This is a genomic window from Mangrovibacterium sp., assembly GCF_041596335.1.
Classification (GTDB): domain Bacteria; phylum Bacteroidota; class Bacteroidia; order Bacteroidales; family Prolixibacteraceae; genus Mangrovibacterium.
This window is the reverse complement of the sequence record NZ_JBFHIT010000037.1, coordinates 1-16,105: the sequence shown is the minus strand read 5'-3', so window position 1 is coordinate 16,105 and position 16,105 is coordinate 1. Positions and strand designations below refer to the sequence as shown.

The following is a 16,105-nucleotide window of genomic DNA, read 5'->3' as shown; positions in this document are numbered from 1 at the left end:
CAATCAGAAGCAACATATTGTATAACAGCAACAACTGATCTGCCTTATATTGAACAATAGCAAACGAAACCTATTACAACTCCTGTCTCACCGATCAAAAAGTAACAAAAGTTCAATTACACCGGTTTCATGAATTTTCATATTCGGAAATTACGCCCGACACGAAATGATGTAGCATTTGTAGATTTAGAGGTTTCAACATAAATTTCTGCGCCGCGTAGGTTTCTGCAATAGGGCGATACTCGAAACAACTGCTTAGTACTGCCAACTTGAATCTCCAACGCGACAATTTATCGAGTAGGTCGAAGCCTGTTCCGTCGGGCATTTCAACATCCAAAAAAACCAGATCCGGGTCGTGCAAGTGGATTAGAGCCAACCCACATTCAACACATTCGGCAGTTCCAACAATATTTACAGGGCCAAAACTCTTTTCCAAACTTTCCGCAAGCACTCTTCGAGCCATGGGATCATCATCAATTATCAAAGTAGAAATCATTTACGTACTCTCCTATTTTACTTCAGCCCAATTGCAAAGTACGTACCGCAAACACCCCTCAATCCGAAACCGCCAGAAAACCAATGTAATCTGAAAATTGACAACAATGAATCCATGTTTAAGCTCGGCAAATTGATCGAGATTTAATCAAATTGATAAATCTTTTGTCATCAGCCTGATAATTTGTTGCGAAGCATTATTTTTGGCCTAATTCTAAAAATGAAAACCTCCGTAGGTTAAACAAACACAAATTTCTTAATGAAACGAACAATCAAAGATTATTTGCTGGTAACACTGAAAGGAATAGGCATGGGTGCGGCTGATGTTGTGCCAGGTGTTTCGGGTGGTACTATTGCGTTTATAACTGGCATCTATCAGGAACTGATTGACTCCATAAAATCGGTGAACCTGAAGACACTTAAGCTCCTAATTGGCGGCCAGTTTAAAGCATTTTGGGATTCTATCAACGGAACCTTTCTCATCAGCTTGTTATTCGGAATTGGGATCAGTGTTTTGTCACTGGCAAAAGGGTTGAAATACCTGCTCGAGAATCATCCGATTTTAATTTGGTCGTTCTTTTTTGGACTAATTGTGGCATCCGCCATATACGTGGCCAAAGACATTAAAGAATGGAAGATCGGTACGTTTGTTTCGCTGATAGCAGGCGTGGTAATTGCCTATTTTATTACCGTCATCACTCCTGCCGAAGCCAACACCTCCTATGCCTTTATCTTTATATCGGGTGCAATTGCAATTTGCGCGATGATTCTCCCTGGTATCTCCGGAAGTTTTATTCTTGTTTTATTAGGCATGTACAAATTTATTCTGGGATCGCTATCGGAACTTAATTTACCGGTTATCGGTGTATTCTTAATCGGAGCAACTGTCGGTATTATCAGCTTTTCCAATATTCTGTCGTGGCTGCTAAAGAAGTACTACAACCTCACTATCGCTTTGTTATCCGGCTTCATGATTGGCTCGTTAAACAAAGTCTGGCCCTGGAAACAAGTGGTTGAAACATTCACCGACCGACACGGCGAAATTCGCCCATTGATTGAGAAAAATGTCATCCCGGGAAACTATTTCGAACTTACCGGACACGAAGCTCATCTCGGATTCGCACTTGCTTTGGCGGCTGCCGGCTTTGCTCTAATATTTGTTGTTGAAGGACTGACAAAAAAGTTGAAAAAAGCTTAATTAGAACGCGATACTGCAACTTCATATAAGTAAGAATCGATTTTACGCATCACCTGCCAACTCAAATATCATATACACTGACTAAAATTTTAACAAGAAAAAATACAAAAAAATGAAAACCTACGGACTAATTGGATACCGACTGGGCTACTCCTTTTCTAAAGGATTTTTTACCGAAAAATTTGAAAAAGAAAACCTGAAGGAGCACGAATATGTGAACTTCGAATTGGATAAAATAGACGAATTCCCAAGTATTTTCGAGAAAAACGATCACATTGGAGGATTGAACTGCACTATTCCGTACAAGCAGCAATTAATTCCATTTATGGACGAAATCGATGCTGAAGCAGCTAAAGTTGGCGCCATCAACACGGTTAAAATAATTCATTCAGAGACTGGTACAAAGTTGAAAGGTTTCAACACCGACATCTACGGATTTGAAAATTCGCTGAAACCCATGCTTGGGGAGAAACATAAAAAAGCGTTGATTCTTGGAACGGGTGGAGCATCGAAAGCCATTAAGTATATTCTCGAAAAATTAGGGCTAAGCTATGTATCGGCAACAATTGAGGATGAAGTGAAAGCGGATGAAGTTCGTTACGAACAAATTGACGAAGCGTTGCTTCAGGAGTGTTTGGTGGTTATTAATGCCACACCTCTTGGCACCTCTCCTAATATTGATACATGCCCAAACATTCCGTACGAGTTTCTGACTCCCGATCATGTTTTATTTGATCTGGTTTACAACCCAGAGGAAACATTGTTTATGAAAAAAGGAAAAGCTCAGGGAGCAACGGTTAAAAATGGATTGGAAATGCTGCATTTGCAGGCAATTAAATCCTGGGAAATTTGGAATTCGTAGCTAAGAGCTGATCTAAACCAGTGAATATTAGACTCTACTAATCTGAATTAATTCGCATATTAAATACAAAAGCCGGACATCTCTCAACTGTCCGGCTTTCTTTTTTGGGGTATATTGGGCTATAAGTCACGAAGGGAAAAAAAGAATGTCGATTTCTTCTGAATCTTCCTTCTGCTTTAGGGAAAACTTACCTGCTTTGGTCAAAGTCATTTTATGCTTTTTCATCAATGGCAGCAATTTCTTTTCTTCAGCAGCTGCCTGATTATCATCTATTTCAGTACTGTAATATATCTTTAAATTCGAATGTTTATCATCGTCAAACTGAAGCATGTAGGCCGTATGTTCAACAAAAACTAAATCGTCGTATGCATAGCTAATATCTGTTCCGGCCTCTTCCAGAATCATTTTCACTTCAGATAAGGGTCTAAATGGTATCGTCATTTTATTTCAATTTTCAAATTTGTTTACATTTCAACTAAAACCGGCACAACAGTTTTTGCTTTTTTAAAGATTCCCAAGTAACTACTTGCAGCTGGTTGACGAGCAACTACTACACGAAAGTCCACATGATGACGGATCTTCAACACTGTAGATATCGTGCTCTGCCAGCTGTTCGTCTTTAAAGTATTTTATGTTCTCGTCGACCAATTTACCACTCGGCTTAAGCACTTTTATATCATTATCTTTCAATATCTTAAAAGCCATAGGACGTACATTTGGGCTAATAATAGCCTTGACTATATCGTCTTCTCCTCCTTTTTTCAAATCCAATCCGAAGCGACTCATTAGCTCCGATTTACTGAAGATTTCATTATCTCCTTGCGTTATATCATGCACGCAATAAAAGTTCGCTTTGTAAAAGTCATCTGCCAGAATATTTACTAGTGCGGCGTTCTTTCCAATAATAGGCATACAAATCTTCATAACGGTCATTTTAGGGTTAAACAACAACTGCTCGCAAACAGCCGGATGCCAGTGCACTGTCAAACCCCGTACCCGAATAAACAAGAAGCTGTATATCAAACAAATAATGATTATACAGCTTTTAAAATCTTACATTTTGGTAGGGTTTTCAATCGAAAACATACGAAAATGTGTTATTCAACACACAATAAGCAATGGTACTTCCTACGGAGAAGAACCACGATCAAGGACAATTTGATTTGAAGAAGTTCAAACTAAGCAGGCTACTTTTAGTCAAACCGATTACAAATGAATCAGTGCTTCTCGTTTGCGACCGTCCATTAGAATGGTCATATCATCGTGAAAACGAAGATGTTTAACGTAGTTCAACTCCTCTATCACCTCTGCTCTTGACAACAAATCTGAATTCAACCAGGCATCGCGCGACTTGAAGGGGATCGAAAAATATCCAACATTCATCGATGTAACATTGTGGAAGAAATGAGAGCCCAGCGAACCATCAAGCGGAAAATCGGGCAACCCGACTTCTACGATTACGCGGGCTCGTGAAATTTCGGCCCAACTTACCGGTATCCCAACAAATGGATCACGCGTACCCCATCGGCCCGGTCCTACCAAAATGTAGTCTCTTCCGGACACATCTAGTTTGCGGTTAAACAAACTTATTTCTTTCGATATTTCTTTGGTTTTCGTTTTGTCGAAGGTATCTCCGGGTACAACAATAACATCCCTAATTCCATCTATCTGTCCGTTGCCCATTCCTCGTTTGGCAAACAAAAGTGTCTCCGACTCATCGACCTCACCCAAATCGATTTCCAACTCCTGTTCATGCCGAATCAATGGTTTAATCTGGAGCAAATAGAAGGTTGGTGCCCCATCCTTACTATCATCCAAATCGATGGCATACTCCATCTCGACTGGCGACCCCATAGCCTCGCGAAACAAGCGCAGTAAAAAATTGAGTGTTTCAGCCATTGGGATCAAATTGTACTTTAATATGTTCGCGAAGTTTATTACCCTGGGCCCCCGAACAGACAGATCTGTAATTAAATCATCGTTCTCTGAATCGTATACCGAAGCGCAGTGATCCAATACACCGTCTTTCTCTGCTTCCCTGATTGATATTTTTAGTATCCCTGCATCTTCCCCAACCTTCACCAAATCAGCCTTGGTATGACTCATATCCAATGCATAAAACTCACGTTGCGAATCTCTGATCTGATCTTTCAGACTACTCGGGTTAATTTGCGGATAACGTGGACAAAACCGATAAGCATTCTCACCTCCAACAACATACATACCAAGCCCTACCGCTGCAATGGCAAAACCATCGTCAGGTTCCATATGCGAAACCGGGTAATAATTGTACGACTGTGCTACTCCGCTAATTGTTGGATAAAATCGCCCATTGTACTCATGCCCGACCAGTTCCTGAATAACAATCCCCATTCGTTCTTCCTCTATCTTATAATTTACCGCATCGAAATATGAAACGGCCGAGTCGGTGAAAATACTGGCATAAACCAACTTCACGGCTGTTTCAAGTTGCTTGTAGCGAATTTCGATATCCGGGTCGTTGTTGGTCAAAAGGTAAGTTGCATAAACTCCGGAAAACGGTTGCAGCAAAGAATCTTCAAACAATCCCGACGAACGAACCGCCAAAGGACGTTCGATTTTCTCGGCAAATTTCCTCAGTTTTGCCTGCAACGAATCACTTAATGCCGAATCAACAAAAACAGCCTTAATGCGTTCATAGTCATTCGAACTGTAAATTTCGTCGTAAAGATTATTCAGTTCGATAAACCTTTCAAATTCAACAGCGCCAATGATTGATGTTGCGGGTATGCGGATATTAATTCCGGGAATTATTTTCTTAAAGTCGATATTCTCTATAAAGTTACACATGAAGGCGACACCTCGCCCTTTCCCTCCCAATGAGCCTTTCCCCATTCGAACGATATAGCGCTCGTTGCCAAGCAATTGTTGATCAAAATTAATTATGAGCCCTCTCAATTTTTTTATACGTACCCTTTCAAACACATTCAAACAAAACTTCCGGAGCTCCTCTGAATCCTTAAAATCTTCGAACCGATATGGTAGTAATTGTTCCGCAATATTAATCTCCCCGCGTGCCATGAGCCAGGTTGAGAACGAATTTCGCCGGCCGTGATAGGCCAGAGCTTCTGCCGGAATAACCTTAAACATTTCCTGAAATTCCTGCAAATTGTGTGCAACCATAATTGGGTTCGCCTGCATATCCTTAAAAACGAAACTTCCGAATCCCAATCGTTTATAAATGAAATTATGAATATCCATCGATAGACTATCGGAGTTTTTACTGATAAAATCAGCACCGATTTCCTTTGCTCGCGATGCGTTACGAACGTCTTGGCTCTGAAGCAACAAGGGAATCGGGAAACGCAGAATTTGCTTGGCGTAACGCAACAATTCAATCCCGGAATCCTCATCATCCTTTCCGTTGCGATGGAATTTGACGTCCGAGATTACTGAAAGCAGATAGTCACGGTACTTATTCATCATCTGAATTGCTTCTTCGTAGGTACTTACCAACAGCACTTTAGGCCGAGCTCTCATCTTCAATATCATGTGTAGCTCATCGGCCGCTTCGTCCTGAACCAGATTCTGCGTCTGCGTCATGATGTTGGTGTACAACATAGGCAGGTACCGAGAATAATATTGAATTGAATCTTCAACAAGCAAAATCACCCGGACATTCCCATTTCTGGTATCTGCTTCGATGTTCTTTTTATCTTCAATATATTTCACCATTGCCAGGAAGACATTGGAGTTTCCGTTCCAGACAAAAACCCGGTCTATCGACTCAAATTTATCTGCTGTCTCCTGAAAATAACGCAGGTCACCGTTGTTATTCACCAGCAGCAGGATTGGCACATGGCTCTTGGCATTGTGAATACTGTCGGCCATCTTCACCGGGATATTTTTATCCACACCAACCATGATGATAACCAGATCGAAATCGCGGTTATTTATCATTCGGATAGCCTGATCTTCGGTATTTACACTTGTGAAACGCGGATAAGTGTACAAGTTAAGTTGAAGAAACTCACCAAATATTTTATCGGTAAACTGCCCCTCCCTGACAATTGAATAACTATCATAAAGTGTTGCTACCAGTAGCACTTCCTTCACCTTTGTTGGCATCAGGTCTTCAAAAATGTCTCGGTCGTTCTTTTTGTGTTTGTAAATTGAATCAAGCGAAATTTCATCCAGATGTTCCATGGTACTCTATTTTAGCAATTTTGGCCATTCCCAAAATCAGCCAAGGGAATCGTACTGCGTTATTACCTGTTGAAATTAGAAAAATTCCGGATGATGGGAATAAAAAAAGGAGGCTTTCGCCTCCTTTTTTCAAACATATAGTTAATGCATTACTCTTCAACAAGTGAACACTTTTTCTGAAAAAACGGTACCGGATCGCTACTGGTTGGATCGTTTACTTCCCAAGTATTTCCTGAGCGTAACAAATCATCAACCTTTGTTATTTTTCGGGTTGACTGAATGTCTTGAATTTGCTTTACCACAGCCTGATCGTAAACAACAGCTGCCACACTTCTGATAACTCCCATGGCTACCGGAAAGTCCGGCAACGACATATTGATCAGCGCCAAATGCAAAGTCGGATCGGGATTTTTGGCATCGTGCACCAGGATGTCATCCAGAGTATAACCATCCTGACCGATCGTTACCACTTTCATTCGACCCTTTTCAAACACCAACCCTTTATCGTTTTCATTGCCAAAAACCATTGGTTTTCCATCTTCAAGGAACAATTGACGCTCGTTGCGGAATTTTGGATCAGCGATTTGCTCATGGATTCCATCGTTGAAAATCACACAGTTCTGAAGTACTTCTACCACCGATGTACCGGCGTGTTTTGCTGCTTCGGCGAGCACCTGCTGAGTATGTTTCACATTACTATCAACAGCACGGGCAAAGAAAGTTCCACTGGCTCCCAATACCAATTGGCCAGGCACAAAGGGATCTTCAACCGTACCAAAAGGTGAAGTCTTAGTTACCACACCTCGATCAGAAGTTGGTGAATATTGCCCTTTCGTTAAGCCATAGATTTTATTATTAAAAAGCACCAGGTTGAGGTCGATGTTACGACGAACCAGATGAATAAAGTGGTTTCCGCCAATGGCCATTGAATCTCCATCACCAGTGATAACCCACACATTTAAATCCGGGTTTGCTGTTTTAACTCCCGAAGCAATTGCTGTAGCACGACCATGAATGGTGTGAAAACCAAAAGTACTCATATAATACGGGAACCTGGACGAGCAGCCAATTCCGGAAATCACCGTGAATTTTTCGTGAGGAATCCCCATTTCTGCCATCGTCCGCTGAACAGCGTTCATAATAGCATAGTCGCCACATCCCGGGCACCAACGAACTTCGTTTTCGCTTTTAAAGTCTTTTGCTGTATAATTGATGTCAGTCATTGATTAGTCCTCCAATAATTTGTTAAAGTTTTGTTTCAGCTCCAACACTGTAAATGGCAAGCCTTTCATCTTATTCACCTGATGGTATGTAAACCCGGGAATTTTATCTCGCAAATAGCCGGCAAACTGTCCCATATTCAACTCACACACAACAATCTTCTTGAATCGGCTGAAAATTTCGGCAGTATTTTTAGGCAATGGTTTAATAAAGTTGAAATGAGCCAAAGAAACGCTTTTACCTTCTTGTTTCATTTCACGAACAGCACTCAGGGTGTGTCCATAAGTACCACCCCAGCTTACCACCAAGAGGTCGCCTGACTCTTCGCCACAAACTTCCAGTTTTGGCAACATATCGACAACCCGTTCAACTTTTTGCTCTCTGTATCCGGTATTGATCTGGTGATTTTCCGGATCGTGACTTACCGCTCCGTCTATGTTTTTCTCCAAACCACCTATGCGATGTTGGAAACCATCCATTCCAGGGAAAGCCCATTCTCTGGCCAGCGTTTCTTCGTCGCGCTTATAAGGCTTAAAGCTATCTTTATCTTTGGCTAATCGAGGGGTGATTACAGGTAGCTCATCCATTGACGGAACACGCCATGGCTCACTACCATTTCCAAGGAAACCGTCAGTTAACAATACGACGGGAACCATTCGTTCAAGTGCAATTTTCGAAGCCAGAAAAGCGTAGTAAAAGCAGTCGGACGGTGTACTGGCGGCAATAACCACAACCGGGCTTTCACCGTTTCGTCCGTATAAGGTTTGCAACAAGTCAGACTGTTCCGTTTTTGTGGGCAAGCCGGTTGACGGACCACCTCGTTGCACATTCACAACAACTAATGGCAGTTCGGCCATCACGGATAGACCAAGTGCTTCTGATTTTAAGGCAAAGCCAGGCCCCGACGTTGTTGTAATTGCCAGATTACCGGCAAAAGCTGCACCAATGGCGGTACAAATACCAGCAATCTCATCTTCTGCCTGGAAAGATTTCACTCCCAGGTCTTTCCGTTCCGAAAGAGCTGACAAGATATCAGTTGCAGGAGTAATTGGATATGAACCTAAAAACAGCGGTAATCCTGACTTTTCAGCAGCAGCCAGAAATCCCCACGCTGTTGCATTGTTTCCGTTAATGTTACGATAGATTCCTCGTTCAATAGCCGCTGGATGCACGATATACCGTGGGGTTTCGTGTTGCATGTTCATGCCGTAGTTGTACCCGTCGTGCAATACTTTCAGGTTCGTTTCGACCACCAGTGGCTTTTTTGCAAATTTCTTTGAAATATACCCTTCGATATAATCAAGCGGGCGGCCAAACATCCAGCAGACAAGTCCGAGGGCAAACATATTTTTACTCCGCAAAACCGATTTATTATCCAAACCATAGTCCTTTAGGCTCTCGCGTGTCATGCTCGTGATCGGCACCGGAATTTTAACGTAATCGACTAAATTCAGTTCAGCAAATACATCTTCGCTTTTAAACTGAGCTTTATCAAGGTTTTTCTGAGTGAATGAATCCGCATCAAAAATGATGGTTCCTCCCGGATTCATAAATTTCGCATTGGCTTTTATAGCGGCCGGATTCATCGCGATCAGCACGTGGGCGTAGTCACCCGGAGTACTTACATGCTTTTTTCCAAATTGTACTTGGAAACCAGACACACCACCAACTGTTCCTTGGGGTGCACGAATTTCAGAGGGGTAATCGGGAAAGGTGGAAATGTCATTCCCAAACAAGGCAGAAGCGTCCGAAAACAAGGTTCCGGTTAACTGCATACCATCTCCGGAATCTCCAGAGAATCTGATAGCCACTTCTTCAAGTTCGATAACTTTAGCGTCTTTCATTTGACAAATATTTATGATACCTACAATAATTCCTATAATTTCTAAAAAAAGGAGGCCTAAAAGTACTATTTTAACATTTGGCCATCCCCTCTGAAGGCTTGCCTTCTCCGGCGATTCAAGCAAAAATAACCATTTATTAATAAGCTAACGAGAGTCCCATAAATAATTTAGATGAATTAGTATCTTTACAAATCAATTTAAAATCAATAAACATAATGGCATTCATAAGGACACTTAGAGGGAAAACACCAGTCATTGGAAAGGACTGCTTTTTAGCTGAAAATGCGGCAATTATAGGTGATGTAGAAATGGGTGACGACTGTAGCATCTGGTACAGCGCCGTTGTTCGGGGTGATGTTCATTCTATTCGCATCGGCAATAACACCAATGTTCAGGATTGTGCCGTCATTCATGCCACTTACCAAAAATCGCCAACCAATATCGGAAACAATGTGATCATTGCCCATGGTGCAATTATCCATGGGTGCACCATTCACAACCATGTTATGATTGGGATGAATGCAGTTGTACTTGACGATGCGATCGTACAGAGCAATACAATTATTGCAGCCGGGTCGGTTGTAACCAAGGGAACGCTCGTGGAAGGCAACAGTGTTTACGCAGGTATTCCGGCGAAGAAAATCAAGTCGATTAGCCCTGAATTAATGGAAGGAGAACTTCACCGAATTGCGAACGCATACAGCACCTATGCCAGTTGGTATAAAGAAGAAGAACAAGATATAAAGTAACTTTTACCGAAAAAATAAATGAAACCTACCTTATTAATTTTAGCTGCGGGTATGGGCAGCCGCTACGGTGGATTGAAACAGATCGACCCATTTGGTCCAAACGGTGAAACGATTTTGGAATACTCGGTTTACGATGCGATACGTGCAGGCTTTGGCAAAGTTGTATTTGTAATTCGCAAAAGCTTTGCCGATGAATTCAAATCTCGATTTGATGAAAAGTTAAAGGGGAAAATTGAAGTCGAGTACGTTTTTCAGGAACTAAACAAACTTCCCGCAGGCTATACCTGCCCAAAAGAACGTGAAAAACCCTGGGGAACCGGCCATGCGATTTTAATGGCCAAAGAAGTCATCAACGAACCTTTTGCCGCTATCAATGCTGATGATTTCTATGGCGCTCCTGCCTTTCAGGTCATGGCCGATTTTTTCAAAACCGAAGTATCGGAAAACACCTACAGCATGGTTGGTTACCTACTGAAAAATACCCTCTCGGAAAACGGAACCGTAAGCCGCGGTATTTGCAAAACAGACAATGAACAGAATCTGGTTGAAATTACCGAACGTCACAAAATTGAACGCTCGGGGGACTCAATTGTGTTCGTTGATGAAAATGCCCATCAGGTAGAAGTTGGAGAGAACACTCCGGCATCGATGAATTTCTGGGGATTTCATCCCAATCTGTTTGCCCATCTGGAGAATCAATTCAAAAGCTTTTTGGATGAAAAAATGATGCTCCCTAAATCGGAGTTTTATATTCCTAGTGTGGTTTTTGAGTTGATAAAATCCGAAGAGGTAAAAACGAAAGTTCTGCAAGCTGATTCACCATGGTTTGGTGTTACCTACCCCGAAGACAAAGCCTGGGTGGTATCACAAATTCAACGTTTGACGAACAAGGGAATCTACCCCTCCAAGCTCTGGTAAGCATAAGTTGTTTCAGGTTTTGGTTTCCAAAATTGGAATTCAAAACCTGAAACATTTATGATACGCTAGAGATGGACTTTTCGGGCTTTCACTTCTTTATTCATAAAAAGGCTAGCACGAGGTTCAAACAGTTCGACTTGTTCTGTCGTCAAATAATCAACCATTCCCCCTTTCGTACAGTTTCTGTCTATTTCGGGATGCCGGTACAGGTAATCTACCAGACTCTCGGCTACAATCTTTCCTTGTTCAACAACTTCTACTTTCCTATTCGGCAAATAATTCCGGATACTATCGATGAGTAAAGGGTAATGCGTACAACCTAAAATCAACGTATCAATTTTCGGATCCTGCTCAAACAACCGTTTCATGTCCCTCTCGACAAAATATTCAGCTCCTGTTGTACCGATTTCCTGATTTTCGACAATTGGCACCCACATCGGACACGCTTGCTGGGTGGTTACTTTAACCCGACCTTCTGACCACTTTTCCAACTCAATCGGATACGACTTTGAAGCAACAGTACCAGATGTGGCCAGTACTCCGACATGGCCTGACCGTGTATACTTAGCTGCATATTCAACACTGGGACGGATAACTCCCAATACACGCTTTTCAGCAGAAATGAGTGGTAAATCTCGTTGCTGAATCGTTCTCAACGCTTTTGCCGAAGCCGTATTGCAGGCTAATATCACTAACTGGCATCCTCGATTAAACAATTCGTTTACAGCTTGCAACGTGTACTCATAAACGACGTCAAAGGACCTTGTTCCATAGGGCGTGCGGGCATTGTCGCCCAAATACAAAAAATCGTATTGAGGCATCGTTTTTACAAATTCGCGCAGAACAGTCAGCCCGCCATAGCCACTGTCGAAAACACCTATAGGATGCACATTGGAAGTCATATTCAATTTTTATCAAAAGTAAAAAAAGCCACCTGAAGACAGATGGCTTTTCCTTAATATCGTGAAGAATTAAATTCCCAACTTCGTTTTTACCAAAGGTAACAAATCAATACTTTGATTTGATTTATAGAGAACGTTATTCGTATCGAACACATAAATTACCCCTTGTTCTTTAGCAACAGCTTCGATCGTTTCGTTTGCCTTATTGAAGACAGGTTGCATCAACTCAGCTTGCTTTTGCTGTATTTTTTGTTGAGCACTTTGGTTAAACGTTTGAATGCGTTGCTGCAGATTTTGCAGATCTTCTTCTTTGGCAGAACGAACGATGTCTGTCAGTGAATCTGCTTTCTGAGTATATTCCGCTAATTTAGACTGAAATTCTTTTTGCATACTTAACAATTGATCTTCCAATCCTTTGGCTTGCTGTTCGAGCGTTTTTTGAGCAGCTGTTGTTTCAGGCATTGCTTGAATTAAAGCTTGAGAATCAATATGAGCAAACTTCAGAGTCTGAGCTTTAACCATTCCGGCTGAAAACACCATGATCGCTACCAAACAAATTTTTAAAACACTTTTCATGATCATTTATTGATTTTAATTTTGGTTGACAAATATAATTTATTAATTCTTATAACCAAGTTTTTGCAATACCTGGTCGCTTAAATCAAATTTGGGGTCTGTATACAACATCGACATGCTTCCAGCTTTATCGAAAATCACCACGTAACTACCTTCATTGGCGATATCCTGGATCGCACTAAATATATCATCCTGGATCGGCTTAACGAGTCCTTCGCGTTTTTTAAACAGATCTCCTTCCGGTCCAAAATACTGACGTTGTAACGTCTTATACTCTTTTTCTTTCGTGATGATTACATCTTCGCGTTTCCGCTTCATATCTTCCGACAGTAAAACTGCTTCAGACTGATAATCGTTGTACATTTTCTCAATTTCAGCGTGCATTGTTTCCAATTCGTTTTGATATTGAGTTGAGACTTGATCTAATTGTTCCTGAGCTGCTGTATAAGCCGGTATATTGTCCAGAATATATTCGGTGTCAACAAAAGCATATTTCTGAGCCATTGTTGCTCCCGCAACAAACAGGAAGGCTACAATAAATAATATCTTTTTCATGTTTAAAACTTTATTTGTTTCTACTGCAGATCATTTAAACAAAATCCAAGCCAAAAACGTAATCATCAGAACTGCTGACCAATAACGAAGTGAAACTGACTTCCGGATACTGAGCTGTCACCGTTAATATCGTCGAAACCATATCCCCAGTCGATTCCCATCAAACCAAACATTGGCAGGAAGATTCGAACACCTAAACCGGCAGAACGTTTCAAATCAAATGGGTTATAATCTTCGAAATTCATATAAGCATTACCTCCTTCAAGGAACCCGAGCACGTAAATCGTAGCTGAAGGTTTCAGGGTAACCGGGTAGCGTAACTCCAGAGTTACTTTATCATACATGTTCGAGCCGGTAGTCGGACTCAAACTGTAGTCTGAGTAACCACGCAACGAAACGATGTCGGCACCATAAAAGTTATAACCTGACATACCCGAGCCACCAACCCGGAATCGCTCGAAAGGTGAACGACGGTTTTCGTCGTAGTATCCCAAAAAGCCATATTCAACCTTGGTATGCAATATCAGATTTCTGTCTTTTGAGATCGGAGTATACCATGCACCCTTAAATTTCCATTTATGATATTCAATCCACTTGTAACGCTCTTCGCTGGTCAAATCAGCACTGCTGTAATCTACCCCATTTAACAATGAAAATGGCGGAGTGAACTGCAATGCCAGAGAGAACTCAGAACCGTTGCGAGGGAATAATGGCTGGTCGACAGAATTCCGACCAAATGTTGTTTTGAAACTGAAGTTATGGAACTGCCCACTGCCATCGTCATCGTCGTCACTCAGGAAGTAATAATAGTTAGCCATATTCTTCAGATTATAATGCTGGAATGATACTTCATGATACATCGTAAAGAAATCATCCGGCCATTTCAATCGGTAACCATACCCCAATGCAACAGACGATGTAACTTGTACTTGATCATCCGATGAATCTGTGTCTTCATAGCCATAACCGTAATACGATCCATAACCGTAACTCGATCCATAGCTAGAGTATCCGCTGCCATATGGGCTATACGAACTATTGTAATAGTTATTGGCAGAGTAATTTACTTTTGATCGAGAGAATGAGAGTGATAATGAGTTTGGTTTTTTGCCGCCGAGCCAAGGCTCAATGAATGACAAACTGTATGAGTTATAGAATTTACCACTCGTTTGCGCTTTAATACTCAATGTTTGTCCGTCACCGGTAGGTAGCGGGCGCCATGCTTCTTTATTGAGGATATTACGTACCGAGAAATTTGAGAATCGTAAACCGACTGTTCCAACAAACATACCGGCTCCCCAACCACCCGACAATTCGATCTGGTCATTGGCTTTCTCTTGCAATTCGTATTTAATATCTACCGTTCCATCCTCTGGATGTGGAATTGGAACCGGATTAATTGCTTCCGCATCAAAGTGTCCTAATTGTGAAAGTTCACGTACCGAACGAATAATCTGCGATTTGCTGAACAAGTCGCCCGGGTATGTGCGCAACTCCCGACGAGCCACATGTTCGTGAGTTTTAGTGTTCCCCTCGATCATAACGCGATTAATAGTCGCCTGATTTCCTTCGTAGATACGCATCTCAAAATTAATCGTATCATCCTGAATGCTGGCTTCAACAGGTTCGAGGTTAAAGAACAAATAACCATTATCCAAATACAGGTTACTAACGGCATCGTCATCTTCGTTCAATCGCTTGTCCAAGGTTTTTTGGTCGAAGACATCACCTTTTTTCACTCCCAGTACAGCGTTCATGTAGTCCGATGGGTAAACAGTATTTCCCATCCAGCGAATATCACCGAAGTAATACTTGTCTCCTTCGTCCAGATAAATATCTAGTCGCACACGACCGGTTGGAAGTGGTGAGACAGAATCTGCGACAATCGTTGCATCGCGAAATCCTTTTTCGTTGTATTTCGAAATAATGTTTGCTTTATCTTCCTTGTATTTATCCTCCAGAAATTTCTTGGATTTGAAGAAATTCTTGATTCCCCGTTCATTGGTTTTCTTCATGGCTTTGTTCAAAGCCGCAGGTTTCAAATTCTCAGCGCCATGATAAACGATCTCCTCGATTTTTACCTTTTCCTTTTTATCGACCATGATATCAAGGATCACGTTATTAACCTGAGCCGTATCATCACGCTGCACAATATTCACCTCGGTGTTCAGATATCCTTTTTCATGGAAAATACTCGTGATAATCCGCTCCGCATTATTCAGCTGGTTATCGGTCACCTGACTTCCTCTTAACAGAAGAACTCGTTCTGTAATATCATCGCGCTCGGATTTAGAGACACCATAAAAGTTCACATCGGCCAAACGCGGGCGTTCCTGTAAATAAATTTTCAACCATATTTGATCGCCAATAACTTTGCTGGCTTCAATTTTAACGTCGGAAAACATTTGGTTTCCCCAAAGCTTTTTGATCGCATTTGTGACGTCCTCCCCCGGCACTAAAATTTCCTGACCAACACTTAGTCCTGAAATTTGAATTAACACATCGGTATCCAAATAGCGTATTCCAACGACATCAATACCAGCAATGGTATATTTCTTGGGGCTTGAATAATAGATTGAAAAATTAGTTCCTTCTTCTTG

14 protein-coding genes are annotated in these 16,105 nt (G+C 41.6%); 4 read left to right on the top strand and 10 right to left on the bottom strand.

The features are described from left to right. Positions 1 to 127: 127 nt before the first annotated feature. The gene (locus tag ABZD21_RS13135) at positions 128 to 496 is read right to left on the bottom strand and encodes a LytR/AlgR family response regulator transcription factor (protein WP_372775488.1); all 369 of its coding nucleotides are present in this window, start codon (positions 494 to 496) and stop codon (positions 128 to 130) included. Between the two features lie 258 nt (positions 497 to 754). Between ABZD21_RS13135 and ABZD21_RS13130 the strand changes: the two genes are divergently transcribed. Both ABZD21_RS13130 and ABZD21_RS13125 read left to right on the top strand, forming a co-directional pair. Further along, positions 755 to 1,693, top strand: coding sequence for a DUF368 domain-containing protein (locus ABZD21_RS13130; protein WP_372775487.1), 939 nt, complete (start codon positions 755 to 757; stop codon positions 1,691 to 1,693). 112 nt (positions 1,694 to 1,805) lie between these two features. Next, positions 1,806 to 2,555: a shikimate dehydrogenase gene (locus tag ABZD21_RS13125; RefSeq protein WP_372775486.1), complete on the top strand. Its 750-nt coding sequence runs from the start codon at positions 1,806 to 1,808 to the stop codon at positions 2,553 to 2,555. A gap of 126 nt (positions 2,556 to 2,681) precedes the next feature. Here ABZD21_RS13125 and ABZD21_RS13120 read toward each other — a convergent pair whose 3' ends face one another. The 5 genes from ABZD21_RS13120 to ABZD21_RS13100 form a co-directional block, all read right to left on the bottom strand. Continuing rightward, on the bottom strand, positions 2,682 to 2,996 hold the full coding sequence (locus ABZD21_RS13120) for a hypothetical protein (protein ID WP_372775485.1): 315 nt from the start codon (positions 2,994 to 2,996) through the stop codon (positions 2,682 to 2,684). Between the two features lie 81 nt (positions 2,997 to 3,077). After that, complete coding sequence (locus tag ABZD21_RS13115) at positions 3,078 to 3,479, bottom strand: hypothetical protein (protein WP_372775484.1); 402 nt, start codon at positions 3,477 to 3,479, stop codon at positions 3,078 to 3,080. Positions 3,480 to 3,761: 282 nt separating this feature from the next. Next, positions 3,762 to 6,740 (bottom strand): PEP/pyruvate-binding domain-containing protein, encoded by a 2,979-nt coding sequence (locus ABZD21_RS13110; RefSeq protein WP_372775483.1) that lies wholly within the window; start codon positions 6,738 to 6,740, stop codon positions 3,762 to 3,764. A gap of 149 nt (positions 6,741 to 6,889) precedes the next feature. Next, entirely contained in the window at positions 6,890 to 7,963 is a 1,074-nt protein-coding gene (locus ABZD21_RS13105; protein ID WP_372775482.1) for a 2-oxoacid:ferredoxin oxidoreductase subunit beta, read from the bottom strand. A 3-nt stretch (positions 7,964 to 7,966) separates the two neighbouring features. Then, positions 7,967 to 9,805, bottom strand: a complete 1,839-nt coding sequence (locus tag ABZD21_RS13100; RefSeq protein ID WP_372775481.1) for a 2-oxoacid:acceptor oxidoreductase subunit alpha — start codon at positions 9,803 to 9,805, stop codon at positions 7,967 to 7,969. A gap of 215 nt (positions 9,806 to 10,020) precedes the next feature. On the opposite strand from ABZD21_RS13100, the gene ABZD21_RS13095 reads away from it, so the two are divergent. Both ABZD21_RS13095 and ABZD21_RS13090 read left to right on the top strand, forming a co-directional pair. Beyond that, positions 10,021 to 10,554 (top strand): gamma carbonic anhydrase family protein, encoded by a 534-nt coding sequence (locus ABZD21_RS13095; protein ID WP_372775480.1) that lies wholly within the window; start codon positions 10,021 to 10,023, stop codon positions 10,552 to 10,554. A gap of 18 nt (positions 10,555 to 10,572) precedes the next feature. Continuing rightward, positions 10,573 to 11,472: an NDP-sugar synthase gene (locus ABZD21_RS13090; RefSeq protein ID WP_372775479.1), complete on the top strand. Its 900-nt coding sequence runs from the start codon at positions 10,573 to 10,575 to the stop codon at positions 11,470 to 11,472. 65 nt (positions 11,473 to 11,537) lie between these two features. Here the strand turns inward: ABZD21_RS13090 and murI are convergent, their stop codons facing one another. From murI to bamA, 4 genes are all read right to left on the bottom strand, one after another. Beyond that, positions 11,538 to 12,374 (bottom strand): glutamate racemase, encoded by an 837-nt coding sequence (gene murI / locus ABZD21_RS13085; protein WP_372775478.1) that lies wholly within the window; start codon positions 12,372 to 12,374, stop codon positions 11,538 to 11,540. Positions 12,375 to 12,443: 69 nt separating this feature from the next. After that, positions 12,444 to 12,950 carry an OmpH family outer membrane protein gene (locus ABZD21_RS13080; protein WP_372775477.1) on the bottom strand — a complete coding sequence of 169 codons (507 nt, stop codon included), beginning with the start codon at positions 12,948 to 12,950 and terminating at the stop codon, positions 12,444 to 12,446. Between the two features lie 42 nt (positions 12,951 to 12,992). Beyond that, a complete protein-coding gene (locus ABZD21_RS13075; RefSeq protein ID WP_372775476.1) occupies positions 12,993 to 13,505 on the bottom strand; it encodes an OmpH family outer membrane protein in 513 nt (170 codons plus the stop codon). Positions 13,506 to 13,570: 65 nt separating this feature from the next. Then, a partial coding sequence (gene bamA / locus ABZD21_RS13070) for an outer membrane protein assembly factor BamA (RefSeq protein ID WP_372775475.1) occupies positions 13,571 to 16,105 on the bottom strand: 2,535 nt, incomplete at its 5' end.

Excerpts from the sequence above, each read along its gene's own strand:
- ABZD21_RS13135 (WP_372775488.1), bottom strand. The coding sequence starts at position 496 with ATGATTTCTACTTTGATAATTGATGATGATCCCATGGCTCGAAGAGTG.
- ABZD21_RS13120 (WP_372775485.1), bottom strand. The coding sequence starts at position 2,996 with ATGACGATACCATTTAGACCCTTATCTGAAGTGAAAATGATTCTGGAA.
- ABZD21_RS13125 (WP_372775486.1), top strand. The coding sequence starts at position 1,806 with ATGAAAACCTACGGACTAATTGGATACCGACTGGGCTACTCCTTTTCT.
- ABZD21_RS13115 (WP_372775484.1), bottom strand. The coding sequence starts at position 3,479 with ATGAAGATTTGTATGCCTATTATTGGAAAGAACGCCGCACTAGTAAAT.
- ABZD21_RS13080 (WP_372775477.1), bottom strand. The coding sequence starts at position 12,950 with ATGAAAAGTGTTTTAAAAATTTGTTTGGTAGCGATCATGGTGTTTTCA.
- ABZD21_RS13095 (WP_372775480.1), top strand. The coding sequence starts at position 10,021 with ATGGCATTCATAAGGACACTTAGAGGGAAAACACCAGTCATTGGAAAG.
- ABZD21_RS13090 (WP_372775479.1), top strand. The coding sequence starts at position 10,573 with ATGAAACCTACCTTATTAATTTTAGCTGCGGGTATGGGCAGCCGCTAC.
- ABZD21_RS13110 (WP_372775483.1), bottom strand. The coding sequence starts at position 6,740 with ATGGAACATCTGGATGAAATTTCGCTTGATTCAATTTACAAACACAAA.
- murI (WP_372775478.1), bottom strand. The coding sequence starts at position 12,374 with ATGACTTCCAATGTGCATCCTATAGGTGTTTTCGACAGTGGCTATGGC.
- ABZD21_RS13100 (WP_372775481.1), bottom strand. The coding sequence starts at position 9,805 with ATGAAAGACGCTAAAGTTATCGAACTTGAAGAAGTGGCTATCAGATTC.
- ABZD21_RS13105 (WP_372775482.1), bottom strand. The coding sequence starts at position 7,963 with ATGACTGACATCAATTATACAGCAAAAGACTTTAAAAGCGAAAACGAA.
- ABZD21_RS13130 (WP_372775487.1), top strand. The coding sequence starts at position 755 with ATGAAACGAACAATCAAAGATTATTTGCTGGTAACACTGAAAGGAATA.
- ABZD21_RS13075 (WP_372775476.1), bottom strand. The coding sequence starts at position 13,505 with ATGAAAAAGATATTATTTATTGTAGCCTTCCTGTTTGTTGCGGGAGCA.